General features: G+C 66.4%; 18 protein-coding genes and 1 tRNA gene. 7 read left to right on the forward strand and 12 right to left on the reverse strand.

Translation table 11 applies throughout. The features are described 5' to 3' along the window. Nucleotides 1-5 precede the first annotated feature (5 nt). The gene (locus tag ACI2JO_RS01105; RefSeq protein ID WP_404718919.1) at nucleotides 6-374 is read right to left on the reverse strand and encodes a hypothetical protein; all 369 of its coding nucleotides are present in this window, start codon (nucleotides 372-374) and stop codon (nucleotides 6-8) included. A 369-nt stretch (nucleotides 375-743) separates the two neighbouring features. Here ACI2JO_RS01105 and ACI2JO_RS01110 point away from each other — a divergent pair, with 369 nt between their 5' ends. Beyond that, nucleotides 744-3,074: a TonB-dependent receptor gene (locus tag ACI2JO_RS01110; RefSeq protein WP_404718920.1), complete on the forward strand. Its 2,331-nt coding sequence runs from the start codon at nucleotides 744-746 to the stop codon at nucleotides 3,072-3,074. Between the two features lie 132 nt (nucleotides 3,075-3,206). On the opposite strand, the gene ACI2JO_RS01115 is transcribed toward ACI2JO_RS01110, so the two are convergent. Both ACI2JO_RS01115 and ACI2JO_RS01120 read right to left on the reverse strand, forming a co-directional pair. Next, on the reverse strand, nucleotides 3,207-3,911 hold the full coding sequence (locus ACI2JO_RS01115) for an HAD family hydrolase (RefSeq protein ID WP_404718921.1): 705 nt from the start codon (nucleotides 3,909-3,911) through the stop codon (nucleotides 3,207-3,209). A gap of 19 nt (nucleotides 3,912-3,930) precedes the next feature. Next, entirely contained in the window at nucleotides 3,931-4,647 is a 717-nt protein-coding gene (locus ACI2JO_RS01120) for a hypothetical protein (RefSeq protein WP_404718922.1), read from the reverse strand. A 515-nt stretch (nucleotides 4,648-5,162) separates the two neighbouring features. Between ACI2JO_RS01120 and ACI2JO_RS01125 the strand changes: the two genes are divergently transcribed. Beyond that, nucleotides 5,163-6,131, forward strand: a complete 969-nt coding sequence (locus ACI2JO_RS01125; protein WP_404718923.1) for an alpha/beta fold hydrolase — start codon at nucleotides 5,163-5,165, stop codon at nucleotides 6,129-6,131. A gap of 146 nt (nucleotides 6,132-6,277) precedes the next feature. Here the strand turns inward: ACI2JO_RS01125 and typA are convergent, their stop codons facing one another. Together typA and ACI2JO_RS01135 are read right to left on the reverse strand one after the other, a co-directional pair. After that, a complete protein-coding gene (gene typA / locus ACI2JO_RS01130) occupies nucleotides 6,278-8,098 on the reverse strand; it encodes a translational GTPase TypA (RefSeq protein WP_404718924.1) in 1,821 nt (606 codons plus the stop codon). Nucleotides 8,099-8,292: 194 nt separating this feature from the next. Then, on the reverse strand, nucleotides 8,293-10,683 hold the full coding sequence (locus ACI2JO_RS01135; RefSeq protein WP_404718925.1) for a TonB-dependent receptor: 2,391 nt from the start codon (nucleotides 10,681-10,683) through the stop codon (nucleotides 8,293-8,295). Between the two features lie 170 nt (nucleotides 10,684-10,853). Here ACI2JO_RS01135 and ACI2JO_RS01140 point away from each other — a divergent pair, with 170 nt between their 5' ends. The 3 genes from ACI2JO_RS01140 (at nucleotide 10,854) to ACI2JO_RS01150 (ending at nucleotide 12,996) form a co-directional block, all read left to right on the forward strand. Further along, nucleotides 10,854-12,056, forward strand: a complete 1,203-nt coding sequence (locus ACI2JO_RS01140) for a toxic anion resistance protein (protein WP_404718926.1) — start codon at nucleotides 10,854-10,856, stop codon at nucleotides 12,054-12,056. Next, nucleotides 12,053-12,751 carry a hypothetical protein gene (locus ACI2JO_RS01145; RefSeq protein WP_404718927.1) on the forward strand — a complete coding sequence of 233 codons (699 nt, stop codon included), beginning with the start codon at nucleotides 12,053-12,055 and terminating at the stop codon, nucleotides 12,749-12,751. The genes ACI2JO_RS01140 and ACI2JO_RS01145 overlap by 4 nt, the downstream gene beginning before the upstream one ends. Before the next feature lie 169 nt (nucleotides 12,752-12,920). Further along, nucleotides 12,921-12,996, forward strand: a tRNA-Val gene (locus ACI2JO_RS01150). A gap of 3 nt (nucleotides 12,997-12,999) precedes the next feature. Here ACI2JO_RS01150 and ACI2JO_RS01155 read toward each other — a convergent pair. The 6 genes from ACI2JO_RS01155 to ACI2JO_RS01180 all read right to left on the reverse strand — a co-directional run bounded on the left by ACI2JO_RS01155 (nucleotide 13,000) and on the right by ACI2JO_RS01180 (nucleotide 17,602). Continuing rightward, entirely contained in the window at nucleotides 13,000-13,920 is a 921-nt protein-coding gene (locus ACI2JO_RS01155) for a hypothetical protein (RefSeq protein ID WP_404718928.1), read from the reverse strand. 3 nt (nucleotides 13,921-13,923) lie between these two features. Further along, nucleotides 13,924-15,414 (reverse strand): NAD(P)(+) transhydrogenase (Re/Si-specific) subunit beta, encoded by a 1,491-nt coding sequence (locus ACI2JO_RS01160; RefSeq protein ID WP_404718929.1) that lies wholly within the window; start codon nucleotides 15,412-15,414, stop codon nucleotides 13,924-13,926. Nucleotides 15,415-15,568: 154 nt separating this feature from the next. Then, nucleotides 15,569-15,862 (reverse strand): NAD(P) transhydrogenase subunit alpha, encoded by a 294-nt coding sequence (locus ACI2JO_RS01165; protein ID WP_404718930.1) that lies wholly within the window; start codon nucleotides 15,860-15,862, stop codon nucleotides 15,569-15,571. A 15-nt stretch (nucleotides 15,863-15,877) separates the two neighbouring features. Continuing rightward, entirely contained in the window at nucleotides 15,878-16,354 is a 477-nt protein-coding gene (locus ACI2JO_RS01170) for a hypothetical protein (protein ID WP_404718931.1), read from the reverse strand. Then, nucleotides 16,351-17,472 (reverse strand): NAD(P) transhydrogenase subunit alpha, encoded by a 1,122-nt coding sequence (locus tag ACI2JO_RS01175; RefSeq protein WP_404718932.1) that lies wholly within the window; start codon nucleotides 17,470-17,472, stop codon nucleotides 16,351-16,353. Before ACI2JO_RS01175 ends, ACI2JO_RS01170 begins: the two co-directional genes overlap by 4 nt. Nucleotides 17,473-17,479: 7 nt before the next feature. Further along, nucleotides 17,480-17,602, reverse strand: coding sequence for an aa3-type cytochrome c oxidase subunit IV (locus tag ACI2JO_RS01180; RefSeq protein ID WP_159759386.1), 123 nt, complete (start codon nucleotides 17,600-17,602; stop codon nucleotides 17,480-17,482). Between the two features lie 154 nt (nucleotides 17,603-17,756). On the opposite strand from ACI2JO_RS01180, the gene ACI2JO_RS01185 reads away from it, so the two are divergent. Both ACI2JO_RS01185 and ACI2JO_RS01190 read left to right on the forward strand, forming a co-directional pair. Next, nucleotides 17,757-19,166 (forward strand): sigma-54-dependent transcriptional regulator, encoded by a 1,410-nt coding sequence (locus ACI2JO_RS01185; RefSeq protein ID WP_404718933.1) that lies wholly within the window; start codon nucleotides 17,757-17,759, stop codon nucleotides 19,164-19,166. A gap of 19 nt (nucleotides 19,167-19,185) precedes the next feature. Then, nucleotides 19,186-19,941 carry an SDR family NAD(P)-dependent oxidoreductase gene (locus tag ACI2JO_RS01190; protein WP_404718934.1) on the forward strand — a complete coding sequence of 252 codons (756 nt, stop codon included), beginning with the start codon at nucleotides 19,186-19,188 and terminating at the stop codon, nucleotides 19,939-19,941. Nucleotides 19,942-20,037: 96 nt separating this feature from the next. Here the strand turns inward: ACI2JO_RS01190 and ACI2JO_RS01195 are convergent, their stop codons facing one another. Then, a complete protein-coding gene (locus tag ACI2JO_RS01195; RefSeq protein WP_404720300.1) occupies nucleotides 20,038-20,925 on the reverse strand; it encodes a bestrophin family protein in 888 nt (295 codons plus the stop codon). Nucleotides 20,926-20,969: the final 44 nt, after the last annotated feature.

The raw sequence follows: 20,969 nt of genomic DNA on the forward strand, positions 1-20,969 counted from the left end.
TCGCCTTACCAGCCGTAATAGCCGGGCGTGTCATAGCCACGATAGTAGCCGCGCGGCTCGTAATAAACGCGCGGGGGCGGCGGCGCGTAATAGCGCTCACGATAGATAACCCGCGGCGGGGGCGCGTAATAGGAACGATCGTCATAGTAGTAACTGCGGTCGTCGTAGCGGCGGTCGTAGTACCGATCGCGGTTGCTCGAGGCGATCGCCGCGCCGAGCCCCAAACCGATGACGCCACCGATCAGCGCGCCCGCCGCAGTGTCGCCACCACGATCGCGGTGACGCCAGTAACGTTGCGCCTCCGCAGGCGCGGCACTGGCCAGGGCTGTCGCCATCAAGCCGGTGGCCAAAACGGTCTTCTTCAACGCAGACATAAACCGGACCTCCTGCACTCGCTCGCTAGTTGAACTGAACGCATATCTGTACGAGCCTGTGCCATCGCTATGGGGCTGGGCGGCTGAACCGGCGCGGAATGGTGCATTCATCAGCGGTTTAGTCGCCTCGCCGGCAGGACAAGCCAAGCGCTGGCGCGCCCACCCCGCCCTGCGCCTTCAACTGCACAGCTACACAAGAGGGGGAGCGCTGCAAGCGAAGTGCCGGAAATATTCCGCAATATTTCATGATCTCGACACAATCGCCGCCTAGCCGCCGCGGACAGGAAAGCTGTCGAACCGCCGGGGAAAATGCCGCAGCAGCCGGCGTGCCAGCGGTGCCACTTTCCTGTCGTATCATAAGGGGTTCTCATGCGTCGTTCGTCGAAATCGATCCTGCTTGCCGGCCTTGCCGCCGGCGTTGCGCTGTCCGCCATCCCCGCCGCCGCGCAGACCGGCGGCACCGCCCCTGTCACGACCGACGCGACGCAGGACGCAGGCGACACCGGACTGGGCGATGTGGTGGTGACGGCCGAGCGTCGCACCGAAAACCTGCGCCGCGTGCCGGTGTCGGTCGCGGTGGTCAACGGCGACGATCTTCGCACCTTCCAGGCAGGTGGCGAGGACGCGTTGGCGCTCGCCGGCCGCGTGCCCGGCCTGTATGCCGAGACGACCACCGGGCGTATCTTCCCGCGCTTCTACATTCGCGGGCTTGGCAATATCGACTTCTATCTTGGCGCCTCGCAGCCGGTGTCGATCATCCAGGACGATGTCGTGCTGGAGCACGTCGTCTTGAAGTCGAACCCCGTCTATGACGTCGCCAATGTCGAGGTGCTGCGCGGGCCGCAGGGCTCGCTGTTCGGGCGCAACACCACCGCGGGCATCATCAAGTTCGACACGATCCGCCCCGGCCAGGCGTGGTCGAGCCGCTTCAACGCCTCCTACGGCTCGTACAACACCGTCACCTTCGACGGCGGCGTCGGCGGGCCGATCGTGCAGGACAAGATCGCGGTGCGGCTGTCGGGGCTGTACCAGCATCGCGACGACTGGATCGACAACAGCTACACCGGCGTCAGCCGTGACGGCACGCGTCCGGGCCGCGACGCTATGGGCGGTTTCGACGAGCGTGATGCACGATTGCAGGTGCTGCTGACCCCGACCGAGACGCTGTCGATCAACCTGTCGGGCCATGTCCGCTCCTATGAGGGCACGTCGACGGTGTTCCACCGCGGGGCGCTGATCAAGGGCCAGAACAACATCAATCTCGAAGCGCGCGACCGCGTCGCGCTCGATGAGGGCGCGAACAACCCGCAGGCGTACAAGACCTATGGCGGATCGGTGAACGCGGCATGGGATTTCGGCGCGGCGACGCTGACCTCGATCACCGCCTACGAGACGACTTCGGGCTACAGCCGCGGCGATACCGACGGCGGCGCGGCGACCAACTTCGGCGGAGCCGGCTATGGCGAGAGCATGGGCCGGGTCCGCGATCTCGATCAGTGGACGCAGGAAGTGCGGCTGGCGAGCAATGGCGACGGCGCGTTCAAGTGGCAGTTCGGCGGCTTCTATTTCGACAGCCGCGACGTCACCGAGTTCTACCAGCGCGGGTATTTTCTCCTCCCGAATGATCCCCAGCGCAACGTCAACAACTGGGTACGGCTGCATAACGTCAACACGAGCTGGGCGGTATTCGGTCAGGCGAGCTATCGCCTCGCCGAGCGCCTGACCCTGACCGCCGGCGCGCGCTACACCGAGGACGACAAGGAAACGCAACTGATCCGCGCCGGGCGCAACGCGGCGGGCACGGCCGACACCTTCCCGGCCACCGCGCCGCGGGCGGTCAAGCTGACCGGCAAGGAGCCGAGCTGGGATCTGTCGGCGCTGTACGAGATCGATCCGACCGCGAGCATCTATGCCCGCGTTGCGCGCGGTTTCCGCGGCCCGACGATCCAGGGCCGTTCGGCGGTATTCAACACGCCGTTCTCGACCGCGAACAGCGAGACGATCATGTCGTACGAGGCGGGCGTGAAGACGCAGCCGACCTCGAAGCTGCGCCTCAACGCCACCGCCTTCACCTATCGGGTCAACGACATCCAGCTGAACGGCAACGACGCGAACGGCAACGGCACGCTGTTCAACGCCGACCACGCCAATGCGTACGGTGTCGAGGCAGAGATGGACTGGCGGCCGATCCGCAACATCACCTTCTCGCTGGGTGGCAGCGCGATCCATACCGAGATCAAGGACAAGAACGTCTTCGCACAGGTGTGCCAATTCGGTCGCGACCTGACGTGCACGGTGCTGAACCAGACGGTGCCGGCCACGATCTTCGGCCAGCCCGCTACGCTGGCGCGGATCGACGGCAACCCGCTGCCCAACGCGCCGCGCTGGCAGGTCGATGCGGCGGTTCGCTACGATATCCCGCTTTCGGATCGCGGCAACTTCTTCGTGGCGGGCGACGTCAACATGCAGGGCTATACGAACTTCGTCCTGTACAAGACCCGCGAGTTCTTCGCCGACGACAACCTGGAGCTGGGATTGAAGGCCGGCTTCACGACTGCCGACGGGCGCTACGAAATCGCGGCATTTGCGCGCAACATTACCAATGAGAAGAACCTGAAGGGCGTAATCGAGAACTACAACGCCGCGGTGTTCAACGAGCCGCGGATCGTCGGTGTGTCGCTGAGCGGCAAGTTCGACTGAAACCGAGCTTGGGGAGGCGTCTGCCTCCCTTCTTCCACGCTATTTCCGCGGCGGCGGCAATCCAGACGCGCAGGTCTTCGCGAGAAGCGACAGGCCAGAGGTTCTGGATACCCGCCTCCGCGGGAATGACGATTATCGATTGCCCCCAATTTCGTCGATCCAGTCCGGCAACTCCGCCAGACGCGCAAGCTGACGAAAGCGCGGGTGATCGGTCGGCGCGGTCGCCACCTCGTGCGCCCAGGCCAGCGGCTGCGGGATGTATGCGCCCCATGCCCCCGCCTCCAGCGCGGGCAGCACGTCGGAGCGCATCGAGTCGCCGGCCATCACCGCGCGTTCGGGTGCGCAACCGTAGCGTTGGAAGACGCGGACGAACGTCTCCGCACGCTTGTCGCTGACGATCTCGACCCCGGCAAACAGCTGCCCCAAACCGGAAGCGGCGAGCTTCACCTCCTGATGGAGCAGATCGCCCTTCGTCACGAGCACCAACCGCCCCAACGCCGCCAGCCGTTCGAGAGTCTCCCCGATGCCGTCGAGCAATTCGACCGGATGCGCGAGCAGCTCGCGGCCGATCGCTAGGATATGGCGGACGCTAGTTGCGGGCAGATCGTCGCCCGCCAGTTCCAGCGCGGTTTCGATCATCGACAGCGTGAAGCTCTTCGCGCCATAGCCATAGTGGCGCAGGTTGCGGATCTCGATCGCCTGCATCCGCTCGCGCGCCGCGGTATCGTCAGCATAGGGCGCGACAAGATCGGCGAACGCCTGCTCGGCGGCAGCGAAGAAGCGCATGTTGTGCCACAACGTGTCGTCGGCATCGAGGCAGATAAGATCGATCGGCATGGCGGCGCTTCTACCGATCTCAAAGTTCGCGCACCAGCCGCACGCCAAGCGTCGGGCGCGCGCGATGGTGGCGATGCTTCTCGACACCCGCCGCGGCCTGCACGTTGACCTTGCCGGCCACACGCTGATGAAGCTGCGGCGCGACCCGCACCAGCCGCTCGCGCCCACCCGCGACGTTCAGCTCCACCCCGGCGATCGTGCCGGCAGTAACGTCGTAAAAGGTCGCATGGTTGAGCAGCAACGCATTGCGTCCGGCCCGGCGCTTGAACGCGATATCGTCGACGCCGATCATGTTCATCATGCTCCACCGCGCGTTGAAGCGACGCCCCGCCATGTAGAGCAGGGAATTGCTGTAGCGGCCGGTCTCCCGGTCGTAGATGCCGAGATATTGCACGCCATGCGCGCTGCGCCCGTCCGCCGACGCACCGAACGCCGCCTGTAGCCCGAGCTTGAACGCCTCCAGCGTCGCGCCGTTGAACGGCAGCTCGAATTCGATCGCCTTGCCGTCGGCGAAGGCATATTCGACCTCCGGCGCCCATTCGGCGGCGCGCGGGCGGAATGGCGCGGTGGTCATCGCCAGCGCATTGACCTCCATTTCGCCCTTCTTCGCGCCAAGCGGGCGCATCATGTCGAAGATCATCGGCTCGGGAATTACGGGGTAAGCGGTCTGCGCTGCCGCGCCGGTGGCGGCGAGAAGCGTGGTTGCGAGCAGGGTCGTGGCGGTGGCGATACGCATCGGAGGCTCCGCTGAAAGAGAGAACCCTGCCCCTATCCGCGTGCCGCGACGCGGGCGTGGATAGCTGATGACAATATGTTGCCGATCCAGTGGGTTGCCGGCGCGAATGTTGCGAATGTTGAGACGGTAGCGGGGTACTTTCGTGAGCCGCGGCGGGGCGATGAGGGCGTGCAGCGGGGTTGGCGAGCGATTGGGCATCACCGGAAATTACCACGCGGTTGCTGACGTAGGACAGGTGCGCGGCTGGCTTCATCGTGGGTGACCGGCGATCCGCCGGCCGCACGATCCGTCGCTCCTGCGCAGGCAAGGGCCGATGGCTGTCCTCTCATGCGGGTCGGCTGAGAACGGCGCGACGTTTATGTGTCGGCCGCATCGACGCACGAGACGGGCACGGGCCCCGGCCTGCGCAGGGGCGACGGTGTAGGTGGCCAGGTCGCGCCTTGGTCTCCAAGTGGCCGCGATCATGCCATGTCGCGATGGAATGCCGGCGCCTCGGCAGCGTCGGGGGAAGGTAAGTGCGCAAAGCTTTTTGGATCACCTTCAGCGTAACAGCGCTGCTGCTGACGGGCGTCATCTATGAGCGCCGCGCCGAACGGATCGACGCGCCGCGCCATCCCGCGCCCGGTCGGCTGATCGCAGTCGGCGACCACCGCCTCCACTTGTGGTGCGTCGGACAGGGATCCCCAACCGTGCTGCTGCTGTCGGGCGACGGCACGCCGTCGGTGACGATGTACGCGGCGCAGCGCCGGATCGCCGTCGACACGCACGTGTGCAGCTATGACCGCGCCGGACTGGGATGGAGCGCCCCGGCGACGCACGCGATGGGGCTGCGCGATCAGGTCGACGATCTGGAACAGCTGCTGGCGCGTGGCGGCGTCGCGGGGCCGCTGGTGCTGGTACCGGAGTCGGGCGGAAACGTCATCGCGCTCGCGTTTTTCCGCCGCGCGCCGCGGCGGGTGGCGGGAATGGTGATGGTTGACGGGTCGGAGCCCGCTTTGTGGTTCCGGGGCAGCCCGGATGAGTTCCCGATGCTGCGGCTCACCGACCCGCTGTGGCAGGCTGGATGGCACCTGGGGATCGTCCGGCTGATCCTGTCCTTTGCAGTGCCGTCTTGGGTCGAGGACCTGCCGCCCGATCTGCGCGGGCAGTTCGACGCGGTCTGGTCACGCGCGATGCCGGGACAGGCGCGCGATCCGCTCGACCGCTGGGAGCGGACCGCGGTCGCGGAACGGCCGAGGACGATCTCCGGGATGCTGGGCGATCGGCCGTTGGTCGTGATCCGGCATGGCCTTGCTGGCGGAATGGGCGTGCCGGAAAAGTATGAGGCCGAGTGGCCGGCGGCACAGGCGCGCCTCGCGCGGCTGTCGCGTGTCAGCGAAATGGTGGTGGCAACGCGCAACCATCACCCGATCGCCGAGGAGAATCCGGCGCTCGTCAGCGCGCAGGTCCGCAGGGTGGTGGCGCGCGTGCGGGCGCACAAATGAGAACGGCCACCGCCGGGTGGGCGGTGGCCGTCTGATCGCTCGCTGAGCCCGCCACGAGCAAAGCCCGTGGCGTTTGACGACGCTGTAGCGCCGCCGCCCGGGCAAGGCTTGAGCCCGCAGCGTTGCTGCTCGCTCGCCGCCTCGCCTTACGCCGCCTTCGAACGGCTCGCGCGCTTGCGCTCGTTCGGGTCGAGGTAGCGCTTGCGCAGGCGGATCGTCTTCGGGGTCACCTCGACCATCTCATCGTCGTCGATATAGGCGATCGCCTGTTCCAGCGTCATCTTCTTCGGCGGAGTCAGGCGGATCGCATCGTCCTTGCCGCCCGAGGCACGGAAGTTGGTCAGCTGCTTCGCCTTCATCGGATTGACCTCGAGGTCATCCGTCTTGGCGTTCTCGCCGATGATCATGCCCTCGTAGAGCGCCTCGCCGTGGCCGACGAACAGGATGCCGCGATCCTCAAGCGGGCCGAGCGCATAGCCCTGCGCCTCACCCGCACCGTTCGAAATGAGGACACCGTTCTTGCGACCCTCGATATTGCCCTTGTGCGGGCCGTACTTCTCGAACAGCCGGTTCATGATGCCGGTGCCGCGCGTGTCCGACAGGAACTCGCCGTGATAGCCGATCATGCCGCGCGACGGGGCGGAGAAGGTGATGCGCGTCTTGCCGCCGGTCGACGGGCGCATGTCGGTCATCTCGGCCTTGCGGAGGTTCATCTTCTCGACGACCGTGCCCGAATGTTCTTCATCGACGTCGATGATGACGGTTTCGTACGGCTCGGTCTTGTTGCCGTTCTCGTCCTCGGCGAACAGCACGCGCGGGCGGCTGATCCCCAGCTCGAAGCCCTCGCGGCGCATCGTCTCGATCAGCACGCCGAGCTGAAGCTCGCCGCGCCCGGCGACCTCGAAGCTGTCACGGTCGGCGGCCTCGGTCACCTTGATCGCGACGTTGGTCTCCGCTTCGCGCATCAGGCGGTCGCGGATCATGCGGCTGGTCACCTTGCTGCCCTCACGCCCCGCCATCGGCGAATCGTTGACCGCGAAACGCATCGACAGCGTCGGCGGATCGATCGGCTGCGCCTGGATCGGCACGCTGACGGTGGTGTCGCAGATCGTGTTGGCGACGGTCGCGACCGCAAGGCCGGCGAGCGAGATGATGTCGCCGGCGCGCGCCTCTTCGACCGGAACGCGCTCCAGCCCGCGAAAGCTCATCAGCTTCGACGCGCGACCGGTCTCGATCACATTGCCCTGGTTGTCGAGCGCGTGGATCGGCTGGTTGAGCTTCACCACGCCCGACTGGACGCGGCCGGTGAGGATACGGCCGAGAAAATTGTCGCGGTCGAGCAGCGTGACGAGGAAGCTGAACGGCGCATCCTGATCGAGGTTCGGCGGCGGCACGTGATCGACGATCTTCTGGAACAGCGGGGTCAGCGTGCCCTCGCGACGGTCCATGTCCTCCGACGCATAACCATTGCGGCCCGAAGCGTAGAGCACCGGGAAGTCGAGCTGCTCGTCATTCGCCTCGAGCGCGACGAACAGGTCGAACACCTCGTCGAGCACTTCCTGGATGCGCGCGTCCGAACGGTCGACCTTGTTGACGACGACGATCGGGCGCAGGCCCAGCGCCAGCGCCTTGCCGGTGACGAACTTGGTCTGCGGCATCGCGCCTTCGGCGGCGTCGACCAGCAGGATCACGCCGTCAACCATGCTGAGGATGCGCTCCACCTCGCCGCCGAAGTCGGCGTGGCCCGGCGTATCGACGATATTGATGCGCACGCCTTCCCACTCGATCGACGTCGGCTTGGCGAGAATGGTGATCCCGCGCTCCTTTTCGAGATCGTTCGAATCCATCGCGCGCTCTTCCACGCGCTGATTGTCGCGGAACGTGCCGGACTGACGGAACAACTGGTCGACGAGAGTGGTCTTGCCATGATCGACGTGCGCGATGATGGCGATATTGCGCAGGTTCATACGGGTTCCTGAGGGTGGCCCGCTTGTCCGCAGGCAGTTTCGCCGCGCCGCATAGCGGAAAGTTGCGCCCGACGCCAGTGGGGGTTCGCCGACCGAGCGCGCGAAAAGGCGCAACGGCATCGCGGGATCGATCCGGGGCGGACGGCGGGAAGTGCCCTCCCCGCCGCATTATGATAGGTCGATCCCCTGCCCCCTCAATACCGTGCCGATACTTCGAGGCCGTAGAAGCGCGGCTCGCCGGCGATGTACGATGGCACCCCGAACCCGCCACCGGTGTTGCCGGCATCGAGCAAGTAGCGCTTGTCCGTCAGGTTTCGCGCGAAAGCGCCGACGGTGTAGCGCCCGTCCGCCAGCTCCACCCCGGCGCGCAGGTTAACGAGCGTGTAGCCGCCCTGGCTGATCGCTTCGCTGTTGGGCAGCTCGAAGAAGACCTTGCTCTGGTAGGTGGCCGAGGGCGTGGCGTAGAAGGTGGCGCCCGATCCGACCGGCAGGCGCACCGTCGCGCCGCCCGCGGCGGTGAATTTCGGCTGCAACCGGAAGTGCGCGCCCGAGAAGGCCGGAGCGAGCGCAGCATTGCGGTCGATCTTGCCGTCGATAAAGGCGAAGGAGCCGAACATCTGGAGCGGCTTCGCGGGGCGCCACGTCGCTTCGAGTTCGACGCCGGGGTTGGACGCGGCGCCCGCGCTCTGCGTCCGCGCCACGCCGTCGCTGCCGACGACCGACACCTGAAAGCCCTTGTACGACTGATAGAAGGCGGAGAGAGTCCCGCTCAGCGTCGCGGTCGCGACCTTTAGCCCGGCCTCATAGTTCCAGACGTTTTCCTCCGGCACCAGTTGCAGGCGCGGGATCACGCCCGCCGCGCCGGCCTGCGCATCGAGCTGCACGACGGGCGAGCGCCGGCCCTTCGAGATGGTGGCGTAGAGATTGAACGCATCGGTCATGCGGTACAGCGCGTTGAACCGCGGGAGGATCGCGGAGTAGCTCTGCTGCGCGACGAAGCGGACATTGTTGGTGTTGGGGACGCCGAGCAGGCCGGTGTTGATGCCAAGCCCCGCCAGGATGCGCGAGTTCGGCTGCGTGTTGACATAGCCGGACCGGCGCTTCTCGATCAGGACGCGCGCGCCGGCGGTGAATTCGAGACGCGGATCGGGCAGCAAGGTGGCGTCGGCGAAGATCGAATAGGCCGCGTTGCGGCCATCGTTGGCGAACACCGATGCATAGGGAAGCTGGGTGGCCGCGCCGCGTGTCAGCAACGCGGTGGCGCGGGTCGCCGGGATGGTGCCGTTAGCGGCCACGCAGCCCGTGCCGGTCGGCACGCCCGCGGCGTTCAGCGCACTTCGCAGCCGGGCGAAGCCGGCATTGACGGAGCAGGCGATGTACGTCCCCTCTTCCGTGGAAAACGGAACGCGCTGGATGCCGTTTTCGAAGAAGCCGTTCCAGCCGATCGAGGCGCGGGCATGCTCGCCCTTGAAGTTGAAGCGATCCTCGTGGCTCCACTGGTCACCGCGCGCATCCTCGGCAAACTCCAGATACCAGGCGGGACCGCCATCGGCGTCGAACACTTCCAGACTGTCGAAACGGCGGTAGCCGTTGACGGTCGTGAAGGTGACGCCCGGCGCGATGTCGACCGCGACGGTCAAATTGGCGTCGTAGACGTCGCGGTGCAGGCCGAGCTTGCGACGCCCGAGGACCTCGCGGCTGTACGGCGACCCCGACAGCTCGGCGTATCCGAAGTCGCCGGTCTGACCGCCGGTCGGCGCGAAGGCACGGCTCTTGAACGGCGTGCCGGTGTTGCGCTGACCGTCATAGGTCAGCACCAGATCGGCGGTGACGGCGTCGGACGGCAGGTAGCGCAACGACAACCGCGCGCCGGCCTGCTTCTGCCCATAGAGATCATCCTGGTCGACGCGGCCCTGATTCTGGTTGGGCACGCCGGGATCGCCCGCGATGTTGCGGACATAGCCGTCCCGATACTTCACCCCGAACGCCAGACGAGCGGCGAACGTATCGTTACCGGCGTTGACGAAACCCGACACCTGCGCGCGATTGAAATTGCCGTAGGACGCCTGGATGACGTCGGAGAAGCCCGGTTGTGGCCGGGCGGAGATGATCGAGACCGCGCCGACCGCGGCGGCAGTGCCGAACAAGGTCGCCTGCGGCCCCTTCACTACCTCGACCCGCTCGATATCGTAGAGGTCCTGATAGGCCCCGCGCGAGCGCGAGATATCGACGCCGTTATAATAGAGCGTGACGCGCGCGCCCTGTTGCGCGGAGCCGCTGTCGGAAGTGATGCCGCGGATCACGATCCCGGGATTGTTCGCGCTCTGCTCCTGAATGCGGAGGCCGGGCACGTACATCGCAACCTCGGCGAGCGAGTTGACGCCGATATCCGCCATCCGCTGCCCGGTCACCGCGCTGACGGTCAGCGGGACGTCCTCGATCCGCTGCGCGGTCTTCTGCGCGGTGACGATAACCTCGTTGTCGTCACCGCTGGCGGCAGGCTGCGCCATCGCCTGCGCCAGCACCGGCGACGACACGGTAAGCGACAGCAGCGCGACGACGCTGCCGCGGAAGAAGCGCGACATGAAGGTTCCCCTGTTCGTTTGTGGTCTTTCGAGCGCGCTAATTGCGGTCCATGACAGGTGCATGTCGCACTCGACTTCGCGGGCGCAGCGTCTTACATTGGCAACACAGTTGATCTGTGCGCGCGCGCCGTGGAGTATGGAGCGCGGTAAAGTGAGCGAAGGAAATGACGATGGCCTCCACGTCCGAGACCGCAGAACCGGCGCTGGTGCTCACCCCGCCGGACCCGGTGCCCGAGGTTCGCGCCGAAAAGGCCGCCGGGCTGGTGCCGGTCGACGACAGCAAGCGTAGCGAGCTGGAGCGGCGTGTCGATGCCTTCGTGGAGCAATTGATTGCTGAAGACGTCAACTCGCCCGAGTTCGGCAAGCGCGTCGATGCGATTACCGCGATGGGGCAGAAGGAAATTCGCGACGCGGCCGGCCAGTCCAACCGCTTCCTCGATCGACCGGTGCGCGCGATGGATCAGGAGGCCGGTGTCGGCAAGGATCTGGCCGAGCTGCGCCGCGTCGTCGAGGACCTCGATCCCGGCAAGAAGGGCAAGCTGACCACGCCGCAGAAATTATTCGGGGTGATCCCGTTCGGCAACAAGGTCCGCAATTACTTCGATGGCTACAAATCATCGCAGACACATATCGCCTCGATTCTGAAGAGCTTGGGCAGCGGCAAGGACGAGCTGCTGATGGACAATGCCGCGATCGATACCGAGCGCGCCAATCTGTGGACCGCGATGGGGCGGCTGGAGCAGATGATCCACCTGTCGCGCACGATGGATGCGCGGCTGGAGGACAAGGCCGACGAGCTGGATCATACCGACCCCGCCAAGGCCAAGGCGATCCGCGAGACCGCCTTGTTCTACGCGCGACAGCGGACGCAGGACCTGCTGACGCAGATGGCGGTGACGGTGCAGGGCTATCTGGCGCTCGATCTGGTCAAGAAGAACAATGTCGAGCTGATCAAGGGCGTCGATCGCGCGAGCACCACGACGGTCGCCGCGCTACGCACCGCCGTGACGGTGGCGCAGGCGCTGACCAACCAGAAACTGGTGCTGGAGCAGATCACCCAGCTCAACACCACCACCGCCGGACTGATCGATTCGACCGGCAACCTGCTGCGCCAGAACACCGCGCGCATACACGAACAGGCCGCGGCGTCGACGATCCCGCTGGAGACGCTGCAACGCGCGTTCCAGAACATCTATGACACGATGGATGCGATCGACACCTTCAAGTTGAAGGCGCTCGACACGATGAAGGTGACCGTCGACACGCTCGGCAACGAAGTCGAGAAGTCGCGCGGCTATATAGCGCGCGCCGAGGGCGCGACGCAGAACCGCGTGGCGGGCGGTGCCGAGCAGTTCAAGCTGGAGTCGCTGTGACAGACGTCGACGACGCGATCGCGGTCGCGCAGGTCGCGCGCGAGCGGCGACGCGGCGGCGCGGTGATCCCGCTCCAGCGCCGCCCGCGGCGCGGGCGCGGGGGACGGCGCAAGCGTGCGGCGGCGGTGGCGATCGGCGCGGGACTGATCCTGACGGTGGCGATGCTGGTGGGGCTCGGCGCGTTCGGGATGGTGGCGGTGGCGACGCTGATCATTGCTTTGACAATGCTGGTGCTGTTCGCGCCCGCAACGCCCGTTCCGACGCCCGAGCGGATCGTAAGGTCGGAAGTGAAGGCGGTGCCCGCGCAGGCGGCGCGCTGGCTCGACGCGCGGCGCGCGGCGCTACCCGCGCCGGCGGCGGGAGTGCTGAACCAGCTCGACGTGCGGCTCGACACGCTGGGCGTACAGGTCGCGACGCTCGACGAGGACAGTCCGCTCGCGGCGGAGTTGCGGCGACTGGTCGGCGAGCAATTGCCGAGCTTCGTCGCGGATTACACGCGCGTGCCTCCGGCGATGCGCGGCACGCCACGCAACGGGATGACCCCCGACCAGCAATTGGTAGAAGGGCTTGCCGTGATCGAGCGCGAGCTGAATGACATCAGCGAGCGGCTGGCGCAGGGCGATCTCGATGCGCTGGAAACGAAACGGCGCTATCTGCAGGTCAAGTATCAGGAGGATGCCGGATCGGAGGGGTGACGGGCGTTCGTCGGCCGGCGCTCGTCCGTCCCCTCGCCCCACCCTCGGCATAGACTGAAGAAGCTGCCCCCCCGGCTGCCGTCGTGACCGACGCGCAGAGGCCTTGATCCGCCACCACAGGCCTGTATGGAGGGCGTTCCGGCGGGTCGTCATCGAGCGACGTCGCACCGGGCGCTTAGCTCAGCTGGTAGAGCGGCTCGTTTACACCGAGTAGGTCGGCGGTTCGAACCCGTCAGCGCCCACCATCCTTACACTAATGGCAGGCGAGCCTCCGCCAGCGTGGTGACATAGCGGTGCATCGCGTCGCCCGCTTCGTGGCTCAGCGTCACGAAGGCGCGGCGGCCGTCCTGGGGATCGGGCGCTCGGACGAGCAGACGCGCGGCAGTCAGCTTGCTGATCCAGCGCAGCGCGGTGGTCGGCGCGACTGCGGCGGCGATGCACAGGCTCGACACGGATACGCGCGTGCCCTCCAGTCGCGCTGCGAACAGGTCGAGCAGCATATCCCACGCCGGGTCCTCGAACAGTCCGTCACCGAAAAAGCGATCGCGCAGCCTGCGCGCGCGCAAGACGTTGCGGACGTCCGTTGCCGAAATGTCGCTGGTCGTCTCGGCCAGTGCGAAGGTACGGCGGCGATCCTCGGCACGACTGCCGGCGTCGCGCGTCGACATGCGTGTCAGCATCTCTGCGATCCGCGCAACCTCGGCGCTCAGCCGCGCCAGTTGTTCGCGATCCTCATCGGCAGCGCGCACCGATCCGGCGCCGCTGGCCGCAGCGACCGCCAGCGTGCCGATCCATTCCGCCTGGTCCGGCGTGCAGAGCAAATGCACGTCCTCGGCAGCGTCGCCCAACGCGGCGATCACCAGATCGATTTGCGCCACGCTCATCGCGACAACGCACCGCCACGCCTGCGCCTGCGCCAGCATCGCGACGATCGCCACGACATCATGCGCCAATTCGTCGGGCGCGCCGTCAAGATCGACAATCGCTACCGGCGCGGGATCGGGCAGCGCAACCAGCGCCACGGGTGCTTCCTGCAACGCGAGATGGCCGGTCAGGTCGCCGCCGATCATCGCGATCGCATCCAGCGCGGCGGCGCCGCCACGCGCATCCATCGACGCCAGCACGAAGCAAACCGTGCGCGCGCCGGCAAAGCCGAACGGGGTAGCCACGGTTCAGTCCAGCGCCTTGACGATATCCTCGACCATCTTCTTCGCGTCGGCCAGCAGCATCATGGTATTGTCCCTGTAGAAAACGTCGTTGTCGACGCCAGCATAGCCGACCCCGCCCATCGAACGTTTCACGAACAGCACCGTTTTGGCCTTTTCGACGTCGAGCACCGGCATCCCGTAGATCGGCGACGTCTTGTCGGTCTTTGCCGCCGGATTGGTGACGTCATTGGCGCCGATCACGAACGCGACGTCTGTCTGCGCGAACTCGGAGTTGATGTCCTCCAGCTCGAACACCTCGTCGTAGGGAACGTTTGCTTCGGCCAGCAAGACGTTCATATGTCCCGGCATCCGACCCGCCACCGGGTGAATGGCATATTTGACGCGGACGCCCTCGGCCTTCAGCTTGTCGGCCATTTCGCGCAGCACGTGCTGCGCCTGCGCGACGGCCATGCCATAGCCCGGGACGATGATGACCTGCTCGGCCTGGCTCATCAGGAAGGCGGCATCCTCGGCCGAACCGCGCTTCCACGGTCGATCCGTTTTGGCGGCATCTGCACCGCCGCCGCCCGCCTCGGCACCGAACCCGCCCGCGATCACGCTTATGAAGCTACGGTTCATCGCGCGGCACATGATGTAGCTGAGGATCGCGCCCGACGAGCCGACCAGCGCACCGGTGATGATCATCGCGCTGTTGTGGAGCGTGAAGCCCATCGCGGCGGCGGCCCATCCCGAATAGCTGTTGAGCATCGACACCACGACCGGCATGTCCGCGCCCCCGATCGGGACGATCAGCAGGAAACCGATCACGAACGACAGGACCGTGATCGTCCAGAACACCCACGGGCTCTGGTCGAGCGTGAAATAGGCGACCAGCGCGACGATCGCGGTGAGCACGCCGAGATTGATGACATGCCGCGCGGGCAGCAGGATCGGCTTGCCCCCCATGTTGCCGTTGAGCTTGAGGAAGGCGATCACCGAGCCCGAGAAGGTGATCGCACCGATTGCGACCCCCAAGCCCATCTCGATGCGACTGACCGGGTTGATGAGCGCGACCGCGCCGTCCGGGGTGAGCACCGGCAGCGCGATCCCGAACGCCACCGGGTTCAGGTACGCCGCGGCGGCGACCAGCACCGCGGCGAGACCGACGAGGCTGTGGAACGCCGCGACGAGCTGCGGCATCGCGGTCATTGCGATCCGTCGCGCGGTGGTCAGGCCGATTGCGGCACCGAGTGCGATCGCGGCGACGATCTCGAACACCGCGACGGTGTCGATCGCCGACAACAGCGCGGCATAGTCATAGCCTTCGACCAGCACGGTGATCGTCGGGACGTGCGTTACGAGCGTCGTCAGCACCGCGATGCCCATGCCGATCATGCCGAAGCGGTTGCCGCGTTGGCTGGTGGTCGGGCTCGACAAACCACGCAGCGCGAGGATGAAGCACACGCCCGCGACGAGGTACGCGAAGGCGACCCATGGATTGACGGCGTGTTGCACTAGGCTCTGCTCCCCCGACCTTGTCGCCCCCGCGCAGGCAGGGGCCTATATCTGTTTCTTCTTGCGGGCGGTTTGACACATGAAGCACGCATCTGTGTCGGACCGTCTTCGTCTACTCTACAGCCATGGGCCCCTGCCTTCGCAGGGGCGACGGTCACTTGGCCGCCGACCGTTCCTTCTTCTTGTACATCGCCAGCATCCGCTGCGTGACCGCGAAGCCGCCAAAGATGTTGATGCTTGCCAGCACCACCGCCAGCAGCCCCAGCCATTTGCCGCCCACGCTCCCCGCCGCCGCGCTGGCGATCAGTGCGCCGACGATGATGACGCTGGAGATCGCATTGGTCACCGCCATCAGCGGCGTGTGCAGCGCCGGGGTCACCGACCAGACGACATAATAGCCGACGAAACACGCCAGCACGAAGATCGACAGGATCGCGATGAAGTCCATGCTGGCCCCTTTCGTTCAGCGCGGCGTCGCGGCCGTGCGGTCGCGCAATGCCACCATCTCGGCGAAAATCCGATCGCCCTCGGTGAAGATTTCGGTGCGGTCGCGCTTTGCCTCGGCGGCGACGAGCCGGGCGGCCTCGCGCTCGGCACGACGACGCTGGGCCGCCGTTCGACCGGACGGCGCGGGGCGGGGAGTCGCGGTCGGCTGACAATCATAGACGGTCTTGCGATCGTGCTTCTGCCGATCCGCCACCGCGCGCGTATAGACACTTGCCAGCTTCGTTCCTTGCAACGACTGGACGAAGGCGGCGTCGCGCGCCGCATTCTGCGTCCGATAGGCGTCGATCGTCGCCGGGTCGCAGTGCGGCACGACGAACATCTGGTAGCGATCGACGAGGTCGTAGAAGGCCTTACGATGGGCCTTGTCGGGAGATTGCGCAACGGCGGTGCTCGCAAGCAGTAGTCCGATCAGCGCGCCCCACCCCAACCTCACGACAGCAGCCGGGTGTTTACGACCTTCCCGTCCTTCGTCAGCCGGATCGCGTCGCCGATCTCGTCATCGAGCACCGGGCGCCCCTGTTCCTTGTCCCAGAAGGTCGAGAGGAAATTGTAGAGGTTGCGCGAAAACAGCGCCGACGCATCCGCCGGAAGCCGGCCCGCGACGTTGCGGTGCCCGACGATCTTTACGCCGTGCCGCTCCACCACCTCACCCGCGACCGCACCCTCGACATTGCCGCCCTGTTCGACTGCGAGATCGACCACCACCGAGCCCGCGCGCATTGACGCGAGCTGTGCATCGCTGACCAGCCGCGGCGCGGGGCGGCCCGGGATCAGCGCGGTGGTGATGACGATATCCTGCTTTGCGATGTGCGCCGACACCAGTTCGGCCTGCGCCGCCTGATATTCGGGCGACATTTCGCCGGCATAGCCGCCGGAGCCCTCCCCCTCGATCCCGGCAACATTCTCGACGAAGATCGGCTTGGCGCCGAGCGACTGGATTTGCTCCTTGGTGGCGGAACGGACGTCGGTAGCCGATACCTGCGCGCCCAGCCGCCGCGCGGTGGCGATCGCCTGTAGCCCTGCGACGCCAACACCCATCACGAACACCCGCGCGGCGCTGACCGTGCCCGCCGCGGTCATCATCATCGGAAAGGCGCGGCCATATTCGGCGGCGGCGTCGAGCACTGCCTTGTAGCCGGCGAGGTTCGACTGCGACGACAGGATGTCCATCGACTGCGCGCGGGTGATGCGCGGCATGAACTCCATCGCCAGCGCCTCGAGCCCGGCCGCGGCATAGCCGTCAACCCGCGCGCGGTCGCCGAACGGATTAAGCCCGGCAATGACCCAAGCGCCCGACGCCACTCCGGTGAGCGAGGCCGGCTCCGGCCCCTGTACGCCGAGCACGATGTCCGCGCCGGACAGCGTGGCGGCGCGGTCGCCCACCGTCGCGCCCGCGGCGGCGTAATCGGCATCGGCAAACGACGCCGTCGCGCCCGCGCCGCTCTCGACCGCAAGCGCCGCGCCCAGCGCAACGAACTTCTTCACCGTTTCCGGCGTGGCGGCGACGCGGCGCTCGCCGGCTGCCTGCTCCCGAACGACCGCGATCTTCACCGCGCGACTACGAGATGAGCCAGATGACGAGGAACGCGAGCAGGAAACAGGCGACCGCGCCATATTTGAGCAGACCAATCATGCTCGTATACGTTGCCTCATGTGCCTTCAGATCGGCAGGTTCGGCCATGATGATCCTCTTCCCCTTGAATGGTTCCTGAGACCGTAGTTAAGCCATCAGCAACAGGCAATATGGTGATAGCCGCATGACAGTCCGATTTAAGTCCCCCTTTACTCAAGGGCGCTAGGGCAGCATCGGACGAAACATGGGGCCGGGCCAGAACATGACGCGCAACGGACAACGTCTGCTGATGCTGATCGACGCCGAAGCCGCGCAGCGGCGGGTCGTGGCGACGATCGCCGCGCGCAGCGGCTGGCGGACGATCATGGCCGAGGACGCCGCCAGCGCGCTGGCGACGCTCGCGACCGAGGACGGGATGCAGCTCGATGCGATCCTGCTCCACCATGCCGAGGCGGACGTGGAGCCCGCACCGGTGATCGCGCAACTGCGCGCCTATCGACCGCAATTGCCGATCCTGCTGCTCACCGCACATGCCTCGGTGGCGAGCGCGGTCGAGGCGATGCGCGCCGGTGCCACTGATTATCTCAGCAAGCCGCTCGCTCCCGAGCGGTTGCTCCATGCGCTGGAAGCCGCGGTGGGCGCCACCGCGAGCGGCGAGCTGCGCCCGCTGACCGAGAAGATCCCGGCGATGCTCGGCTTCGACGAGATCGTCGGCACCGCCCCCGAGTTCCGCGCCGCGCTGTCGATCGCTGCCAAGGCGGCGCGGGCGCGCGTGGCGGTGCTGATCGAGGGCGAAAGCGGCGTCGGCAAGGAAGTGGTCGCGGAGGCGATCCATGCCGCTTCGCCGCGCAATACATTGGAACGTGTCACCGTCAATTGCAGTTCGGTCGCCGCCAACGCGATCGCCAGCGAATTGTTCGGGCATGAGCCGGGGGCGTTCGCGGGCGCCTTTGAGCGGCGTCAGGGTCGCTTCGTCGCCGCACATGGCGGGACGTTGTTCCTCGACGAGGTCGACTGCCTGCCACTTGAGGCACAGGCGCTGCTGATGCGCGTGCTTCAGAGTGGTGAGGTGCTTCCGCTGGGCGCGCGTCATGCGCAGGCGGTCGATGTGCGCGTGATCGCCGCCACCAACAAGCGACTCGCCGACGAAGTGGCAGCGGGGCGGTTCCGCGAGGATCTGTTCTTCCGGCTGAACGCCGTGACCGTCCCGATCCCGCCGCTGCGTGAGCGGGCCAGCGACATCCCCGCGCTCGCCCGCCACTTGCTCGAGCGAATCGCCAGGCAGCCGGGCTTGCGCCACCTCAACATCACCGACGATGCCTTGACGCTGCTGATGCTCTACGACTGGCCGGGCAACGTTCGCCAGTTGCAGAATGCGCTCTTCCGCGCGGCGGTGCTGTGCGAGGGCGATACGCTGACCCGCGCCGACTTTCCGCAGATCGCGGCGCTGGGCAGCCGCCCCGCTCCGCGCGCACGCGGCGAGATGCCGGGGGTCGCGCTGTTCGGTCCCGATGGCCATCTGCGCCCGCTCGAGGACATCGAATCGGACATTATCCGGCTGGCGATCGCCCATTATCGCGGACGAATGACCGAGGTGGCGCGGCGGCTGGGGATCGGTCGTTCAACGCTGTACCGCAAGCTGAACGAGCTCGGGATCGACACCGCCGCGTGACCGGGGCACGATCGCGGGCATGACCTTGCCTTATGCCAATCGCACCTATCTCGTCACCGGTGCGGCGTCCGGGATCGGAAAGGCCTGCGCACAGCATCTGGTCGCGGGAGGCGCGACGCGACTGGTGCTGGCCGACCGAGACGCCGAGGCGCTGGCCAGGCTTGATCTCGGCTGCACGCTCGACCTGCTGCCCGGCGATGTTGCCGACGAAGCCTTGTGGGACGAGGCGGCGGCAGTGCTGACCGGGATCGACGGTGCCGTGATCAACGCCGGGGTGGCGGGCGCCGGTACGATCCCCGCGCTGTCGTTCGCCGAATGGCGGCGTATCCTTTCAGTCAATCTCGATGGTGCGTTCCTGACGCTACGCGCCGCAATGCGCGCCTTGGACGGCCGCGCAGGAGCGATCGTCGCGGTCGCCTCGGCGGCAGGGATCAAGGCCGAGCCGGGCGTCGCCGCCTATGGCGCGTCGAAGGCGGCCCTGATCCAGCTCGTGAAGGTCGCGGCGAAGGAAGGCGCGGCGCAGCGGCTGCGCATCAACGCGATCGCACCCGCGGGAGTCGAAACGCCGGTCTGGGACGCTGTACCAATGTTCGCGGAGCGCGCCGCGGCGATCGGGCGCGACGCGGCGTTTGCGGAACTCGCGGCAATGGCAACGCCACTTGGGCGCTATGCGAAGCCCGAGGAGATCGCGGCCCAGGTCGGCTTCCTGCTGTCCGACGCCGCGGCATTGGTGACGGGGTCGGTGCTGGTGAGCGACGGCGGATATCTGCTTTAATCGTCACCCCGGACCTGATCCGGAGCCCCGCCACTTAACCCTGCGGCCTGGAAACGAGCGAGCTCCCGGATCACGTCGGGGGTGACGACAGGACCGTCACCACAGCACCCCGGTCTTGTCCGGCACCATTGGTTCCGGGGCTTCGTCACCGATCGACTGCAGCAGGTCGATTTCGATCGTGCGGCACATCGCGTTCAACGGCAGATCGTGAACGGTGTTCGCGAACGGATCGACCAGATCATCGCCGATCGCCAGCACCGCGAGGAACATCAGCCCCGCCACCGTCGAGCCGAGCGGGGTCGCGAAGCCCAGCGTCTCGACCAAACCGATCGGCAGCAGGATGCAGAACAGATGCGTGAAAATCATCGGAAAGAAGCGGTATTGATTGGGGAGCGGCGTGTTCTTCAGCCGCTCCATTCCGCCCTGCGCATTGGCGATATCGATCAGCACGCTTTCCATCGAGGTCTGCTGGATGGTGTCGATCCAGCCCTTCTCGCGCGCCTCGTTGATGCGGCGACCGGTACCATCGACGATGCCGTTGGCGGTATTGGTGCGCGAGAGCGCGAAATCCGCCTCGCCCTTTGACAGGAAGCGCAGAACCTCGTCGTCGACCTTCTGCTTGCGCAACTGACAGCGCAACGCATTCACATAGGCGATCTGGCGCAGGACGATCGTGCGCTTCATGTCGCGTGCCTCGGGATCGGGGAGGAAATTCCGCGCAGCACGCGCCAGGTTGCGGCTGGCGTTGATCATCAGCCCCCACAGCGAGCGCCCTTCCCACCAGCGTTGGTAGGCGGAGTTACTGCGAAAGCCGAGGAACAGCGCCAGCGCCGAGCCGAACAGGGTCAGCGGCAGTTCGGGCGCGTGAAACGGCAGCACGTAATAGGTGATGGTGACGATGACGTCCCAGACGAACAGGACGATGAGCGGTTTCCAGACCTCACGAACGATCTGGGTGAGACTTGGTACGGCGGTAACGATCATGCCCGGCAAACGCACATCTTGAGAATCCGTGCCAGTGTCATTTC

Source organism: Sphingomonas sp. NPDC079357 (genome assembly GCF_044901155.1).
Lineage (GTDB): Bacteria > Pseudomonadota > Alphaproteobacteria > Sphingomonadales > Sphingomonadaceae > Sphingomonas.